This window comes from Acidovorax sp. LjRoot204 (assembly GCF_056175785.1).
Map to the genome: position 1 here is coordinate 1 of NZ_JBGFFF010000216.1, position 5927 is coordinate 5927.

Sequence of the window (5927 nt, forward strand, 5' to 3'; positions counted from 1 at the left end):
GGGCACGGTGGCGCAGCAGGTGGCTGTGGGGCTGGCGATCGGCTTTTCGGTTCGCCTGGTGTTCACAGCCGTTGAGCTGGCTGGTGAAATCATTGGCCTGCAGATGGGGCTCAACTTTGCATCGTTCTTTGACCCCACGTCCAACGGTCAGATCAGCGCCGTGGCCCGGTTTTTTGGCCACATGTCCATGCTGCTCTTCATTGTCATCAATGGCCATTTGTTGATATTGATGGCCGTGGTCAAAAGTTTTGACCGCTTTCCAGTCGATGGAAATTTTCTGCAGGCGTTGGGACAGATGCGGTTGTATGAGTTGGGTGCTTCGCTCTTTTCCAGTGCGCTCTGGATTGYCATGCCCATGATTGCGCTGCTGCTCTTCGTCAACCTGACCATGGGCATCATCTCGCGTGTGGCGCCGCAAATGAATATCTATGCGGTGGGTTTCCCGGTCACGCTCACGGTGGGGATGCTGGGCATAGCAGCAACGTTGCCGATGCTGGAGCAACCGGTGTTGGCTTTGATGCAACAAGCCGTAGATCTGTTCTCTGTTGGCAGGTAGGGCCGTTAGTTACACCAGCTGATTGCGGATGGCGTAAACGGTCAGTTCAGCATTGTTCGAAAGCTTCAATTTTTCGAGAACCCGTGAGCGGTACACACTCACGGTTTTAGGACTCAGCATCAATTCATCGGCAATGTCAGACAGGCGCCGCCCCGATGCAATCTTGACCAGGGTTTGCAGCTCTCGTTCGGAAAGCGCCGCATGGGGCACCTCCGGCGTGGGTTGAGCCAGGCTGTCCGCAAGCATCTGGGCCACTTCGGCAGTGAGGTACTTTCGCCCCTGCATCACCGTGYGCACTGCCGCAATCAGCTCCACCGGATCTCCAGCCTTGTTGGCGTAGCCTTGGGCTCCCGCCTTGAGGCAGCGCAGCGCGTATTGATCCTCCGGGTACATCGAAACCACCAGCACCCGGATGGTCGAGTGGGTCTCGCGCAGGCTGGCCAGTACTTCCAGGCCGCTGCGTCCGGGCATGTTCAGGTCCAGCAGCAGCACATCACAGGCAGCCGTGCGCAGAACTTCACGCAGCTCAGAATACCCGCCCGCTTCGCCGGTCACCTGAATGTCCGGTGCTTCGGCGAGTGTGTCGCGAATGCCGCGCCGCAATACGGCATGGTCGTCGCACAAGACGACATGGATCACTGGGCATCTCCTGGAGCGGATGTGGAAGGAGATGGTAACGGGACGGACAGAATGACCGACGTGCCCTTGCCCGGCCGACTGCTGATGTCCAGCCATCCCCCTACGGTGCGTGCACGCTCTTGAAGTCCCTTGAGGCCGAAGGCTTTTGGTTTGTCGCGAACTGTGGAATCCATGCCACGGCCATTGTCCGCGACCTCCAGGGTCAGTACCCCTTCCTTGTCAGACAGTTCAATGTCCACCTTGCTGGGCTGCGCGTGCTTGGAGATATTGGTCAATGCTTCTTGGGCAGTACGGTATGCCACCAATTGAATGTCGGTGGGTATATCGATGGTTTCGCTGCTGCTCTGCATCCTTGTGGTGATGCCCGTCCTGCGCTCAAAGCCCGTGGCCAGCCACTGGACAGCCGCCACCAGCCCTTGTTCCAGGATGGGTGGGCGTAGGTTCATCATGATGCGCTGGCTGGCGCCAATCGCGTGTTGCAGCATGTCCACCGCAGAGGTGGCATGCTCTTGCATGGCAGGATCGGTACTGTGGCGCCCTATCCAGGCCACGTCAAAGCGTACTGCGGTCAGTGCGCCACCAATGTCGTCGTGGATCTCGCGAGCGATGGCGGCCCGCTCATGCTCGATGGAGGTCTGCAGATGCTCGGCCAACTCGGCCAAGCGGCGTTGCGACGTGGCCAGCTCGGCAATAGCCTGCTCGCGCGCGTTGCGTGCTTCGTGCACTTCCAGGGTGCGGGCAATTACATGCGGGAGGCGCTGGATATCGTCTTTGAGCAGATAGTCCGCTACCCCGAGTCGCATCGCGTCAACCGCTGCGGGCTCGCCAATGGCACCTGAAAGCAGCACAAAAGGTGGGTGATGCGGTTTTTGCGCCACATGGGCCCAGGCATCCAATGCGGTGAAGCCTGGCAGGCGGTAATCTGCCAGGATGATGTCAAAGCGGCCGGTGTCCGTCAGTCTTTGGAATTCAGAAAGGGTGTCAACCCGCTGGAGGTGGCAACGGAGCCCTGATCGGCGCAACGCACGCGCTGCCAATTCGTGATCGGCCGGTGAATCTTCAAGATGGAGGATCTCAAGGGTCTGGTCTGGTGTTGCAGGGACCATAGGAGCGCTATCATAGGATACAAATTGGAACAAACAAGGGTGTTTGTCCGGTTGGGATGGTTTGTGCGTCAGCGTCCAATGGGCGTGGATGCTCCGGTTTGCTCGGGGGCCTTGGCAGGTTACTGATGCAAGTATCGTAGTCCTGTGTATTTGCGTGTTTTGCTGCTACGTGCTGCGATGGAGAAACGATGCAATCTACGCTAACAACACCTGGAGGACCTGCTGTCCAGGTTCCCGTCATGGTGGCGGCAGAGCTGCAGGACTCTTTGTTGGTCGTGATGCACGACTTGCACCGCCTGGAAGGCTTGCTGAACCACGCCACCGACAACCTGCTGGAGCGGTTTGGAGAGGCAAACGCCATGTTGACAGATGCTGTAGTGGCGGACTCCCCGGAGTTGGTGGCCGCGCGTACGGCGTTGCGCAGCGCAGTGACTGAGCTGCAGTTCCAAGACATGGCCTCCCAACTGATATGGCACACCACCAAGGTGCTGCAGGGCTGTGCCTTCCGGCTGGCCTCGGAAGCCATGGGTCATGAGGAAGGTGAAGATGCCGCGCCCTTTGCGGAGATGGCGCCCGACAGGCCGAACCCTGTCACCCAAAGCGAGATGGATGCAGGTTCTGTGGACCTGTTTTGACGTTCACATCACTGGTTACCTTATATATTCAAGTCAGTTGGAGCCATACATGCAATCGATCCTTGCCGTTGATGATTCACCTTCCATGCGCAAAATGGTGTCGTTCACCCTCACTGGTGCCGGCTATCACGTCGTGGAGGCAGTGGATGGGCAAGATGCCCTCGAAAAGGCTGAGACGCACAACATTGACCTGGTGCTGGCAGATCAGAACATGCCACGTCTTGATGGCATTGGCCTGACCCGCAAACTGCGCGAGCATCCCAAATTCAAGACCATTCCCATCCTGATCCTGACGACAGAGTCGAGCGATCAAATGAAGCAGGCGGGCCGCACAGCGGGTGCCACGGGATGGCTGGTAAAACCTTTTGATCCGAATCGCCTGATCGAAGTCATCCAGAAAGTGRTCCGCTGAGCCGGGTTGACTGAGATCATTTAGTACACAGGAGCCCACCATGGCGGAAACCTACCAAGAAGGATCAGGTGCAGGCGCTGACTTCGACCTCAGCCAGTTTTATCAGATCTTTTTCGAGGAAGCGGGTGAAAACCTCGACCAGATGGAGCAGATGCTCCTGAATCTGGACCTGAGCAGTGCCAACGACGAAGAGCTCAACGGCATCTTCCGCTGCGCTCACTCGATCAAGGGAGGTTCTGCCACCTTCGGGTTTTCTGACGTGGCCGAGCTGACCCATCAGATGGAGTCCCTGCTCGACCGTCTGCGCCGTCATGAGCTGCAGCCCATCCCTCAGATGGTGGACGTCCTGCTGGAGTCAGCGGATGCTTCGCGCAGCCTGCTGGCAAGGCATCAGGCGGGTGGACAAGGTGAGGCGGTTTCCACCACCTCCTTGGTTCGCCGAATCAGCGACCTGGCCGCAGGCTTGGTGCCCGGCGATGCTGCGTCTGTGGTCGCAGCGCCGCCTCCTCCTGCACCCGCGCCGGTGGCAGTAGCTCCGGCTCCTGCGCCCAAGGTTTCTGCGCCTGTTGTGCCAGGGCAGGCACGGCAGCTGGAAATCCAGATCGGGCCACTGGACCGCCCGGAGCAGGCCGACGCGATCAAAGAATTGTTCCGAGACATTCCCGGTTTGGGGGCGATCCGCGATGTCCCGGGCAGCCAGGCCAATACGCGGGTCTTTGCGGTGGAAACGACGTCCACCAACGATGATCTGCTGGACCTGTTTGCGTTCCATGTTTCCAAGGACCAGGTGCTGATTCGTGATGCTGCCGCTTCTGGTGACGCTGCCGCCGCAGATGCAGACGACGAGCCTGTGGTTGCCGTGGATACCTCCGGGGGCGAAGCGCCTTATGGATTCTTCAACGGCGCACCCGGAGCTCCCCATGGTGAAGCTGCGGCGGCTGCCCATGCGCCTGTCGCGCAAGCTCCCAAAGCTGCGCCCAAGGCGAGCGCCGAGCCCAAGGTGGCGATGCAAGCACAGATGGAGTCCACCACCATCCGCGTGGATGTGAAGAAGGTCGATCAACTGATCAACCTGGTGGGTGAGTTGGTGATCACGCAGGCCATGTTGGCGCAGAACAGCCGGGGCCTTGATGCTGGGGCCTACCAGCAATTGCTGGCCGGGTTGGCAGATCTGGATCGCAACACGCGCGACCTCCAAGAGTCGGTGATGTCGATCCGCATGATTCCAATGTCCATCGTTTTCAGCCGCTTCCCGCGCATGCTGCGCGATCTGGCGAACAAGCTGGGCAAGAAGGTGGAGCTGGTGACCCTGGGTGAAGCCACCGAACTGGACAAGGGCTTGGTCGAAAAGATCACCGACCCGCTGACCCACTTGGTGCGTAACAGCTGCGACCACGGTATTGAAATGCCTGCCGATCGTCTTGCCAAGGGCAAATCCGAGCACGGCACCATCACCTTGTCGGCGTCGCACCAAGGTGGGTCGATCGTGATCGAGGTGCGTGATGATGGTCGTGGCCTGTCGCGCGAGAAGATCCTCAGCAAGGCCCAGGAGCGCGGCATCGAGGTGTCCGATCAGATGAGCGATGCCGATGTCTGGCAGCTGATTTTTGCTCCAGGCTTTTCCACGGCCGATGAGGTGACCGATGTGTCAGGCCGTGGGGTCGGCATGGACGTGGTCAAACGCAATATCGCAGCGCTCAACGGCTCGGTAGAGATCGATTCTGCAGAGGGCTACGGCATGAAGGTGTCCGTTCGCCTACCGCTGACGCTCGCCATCATGGATGGCATGTCGGTGGGGGTGGGCGAAGAGGTTTACATCCTTCCCCTGTCGTCGGTGGTGGAATCGTTCCAGGTCAATGCGGACGATGTCAGCACCGTGGCGCAAGGCTCGCAGCTGGTCAAGGTGCGCGACGAATACATGCCTGTCATCGCGCTGGAGAAGATCTTCCAGGTTCCGCGCTTTGACCTCAACAAATCCAGCAACATCATGGTGGTGGTCGAGGCTGACGGAAGCCGTGTGGCCTTGCTGGTGGATGAGTTGCTCGGCCAGCACCAGGTGGTCGTCAAGAATCTGGAATCGAACTATCGCAAGGTGCCCAATGTGTCGGGCGCCACCATTTTGGGTGACGGCACCGTGGCCTTGATTTTGGACACGGGTGGCTTGGTGCGTCGGGCGCGCCACTAGATACAGGTGCGGGCGCCCCTGGGGGCGCTGCGCCGCCATGAAAGGAGAATGCACCATGAGTGTGATCGGTAAAACTGCAGACGCTGCACCAACGGGTGCTCGTGAATATCTGACGTTCCGCCTCGACCAGGAAGAGTACGGCATCGACATCCTGAAGGTGCAGGAAATCCGGGGCTACGAACCTCCCACCCGCATTGCGAACGCGCCAGACTTCATCAAGGGCGTGGTCAATTTGCGCGGCACGATTGTTCCCATCGTGGACATGCGCATCAAGTTCAACTGTGCGCAGGCGGACTACAACAGTTTCACAGTGGTCATCATCCTCAACCTGCGCAACCGTGTGGTGGGCATTGTGGTGGATTCGGTGAGCGATGTGATGGAGTTGACATCAGAG

The 5927-nt window shown here is 59.2% G+C and carries 7 protein-coding genes; 5 read left to right on the forward strand and 2 right to left on the reverse strand.

Features of this window, described 5'->3' with window-relative positions:
• Positions 1 to 556: flagellar biosynthetic protein FliR (locus AC04MI_RS22875; protein WP_476498783.1), on the forward strand; the 556-nt coding region annotated here is incomplete at its 5' end.
• 9 nt (positions 557 to 565) lie between these two features.
• Here the strand turns inward: AC04MI_RS22875 and AC04MI_RS22880 are convergent.
• Complete coding sequence (locus AC04MI_RS22880) at positions 566 to 1195, reverse strand: response regulator (RefSeq protein ID WP_476498784.1); 630 nt, start codon at positions 1193 to 1195, stop codon at positions 566 to 568.
• Positions 1192 to 2301, reverse strand: coding sequence for a hybrid sensor histidine kinase/response regulator (locus AC04MI_RS22885; RefSeq protein ID WP_288852198.1), 1110 nt, complete (start codon positions 2299 to 2301; stop codon positions 1192 to 1194). Before AC04MI_RS22885 ends, AC04MI_RS22880 begins: the two co-directional genes overlap by 4 nt.
• 188 nt (positions 2302 to 2489) lie before the next feature.
• Here AC04MI_RS22885 and AC04MI_RS22890 point away from each other — a divergent pair, with 188 nt between their 5' ends.
• The 4 genes from AC04MI_RS22890 to AC04MI_RS22905 all read left to right on the forward strand — a co-directional run.
• The gene (locus AC04MI_RS22890; RefSeq protein ID WP_056065760.1) at positions 2490 to 2936 is read left to right on the forward strand and encodes a hypothetical protein; all 447 of its coding nucleotides are present in this window, start codon (positions 2490 to 2492) and stop codon (positions 2934 to 2936) included.
• Positions 2937 to 2985: 49 nt separating this feature from the next.
• Positions 2986 to 3348 carry a response regulator gene (locus tag AC04MI_RS22895; protein ID WP_476498785.1) on the forward strand — a complete coding sequence of 121 codons (363 nt, stop codon included), beginning with the start codon at positions 2986 to 2988 and terminating at the stop codon, positions 3346 to 3348.
• A gap of 40 nt (positions 3349 to 3388) precedes the next feature.
• On the forward strand, positions 3389 to 5533 hold the full coding sequence (locus AC04MI_RS22900) for a chemotaxis protein CheA (protein WP_108497370.1): 2145 nt from the start codon (positions 3389 to 3391) through the stop codon (positions 5531 to 5533).
• A 55-nt stretch (positions 5534 to 5588) separates the two neighbouring features.
• A partial coding sequence (locus AC04MI_RS22905) for a chemotaxis protein CheW (protein ID WP_476498786.1) occupies positions 5589 to 5927 on the forward strand: 339 nt, incomplete at its 3' end.